The sequence below is a fragment of the Alkalihalophilus lindianensis genome (assembly GCF_032843265.1).
Lineage (GTDB): Bacteria > Bacillota > Bacilli > Bacillales > Bacillaceae_D > Alkalihalophilus > Alkalihalophilus lindianensis.
Map to the genome: position 1 here is coordinate 1 of NZ_JAWJBA010000510.1, position 262 is coordinate 262.

At 61.8% G+C, this 262-nt stretch carries 1 protein-coding gene; it reads left to right on the forward strand.

Translation table 11 applies throughout. The features are described from left to right. Nucleotides 1-262 (forward strand): CHASE domain-containing protein (locus RYX56_RS23220; RefSeq protein WP_317124240.1); only part of this gene is annotated, 262 nt, incomplete at both ends.

Consider the following 262-nt stretch of genomic DNA (forward strand, 5'->3'; position numbering starts at 1 on the left):
GCAACCTTACACGCGCAGGCGGGCAGCCTGGGTTCCTGATTTATATGCCGGTTTTCGGTGAAGTAGACGGATCGCGCGAGTTGCGCGGGTTCATCTACAGCCCATACAATGCGGCCGAGTTTCTCCGCGCCGCTGACGAAGCCGTCGATCTGGAGGGGATGCGGCTGACGCTTTATGATGGCAAACCCGGACCAGCGACCACGCTTGGCACCATCGGCGGAAGTGGCGCGGGCGAAGGCAAAAGCGTGCGGCAGGAATTGCG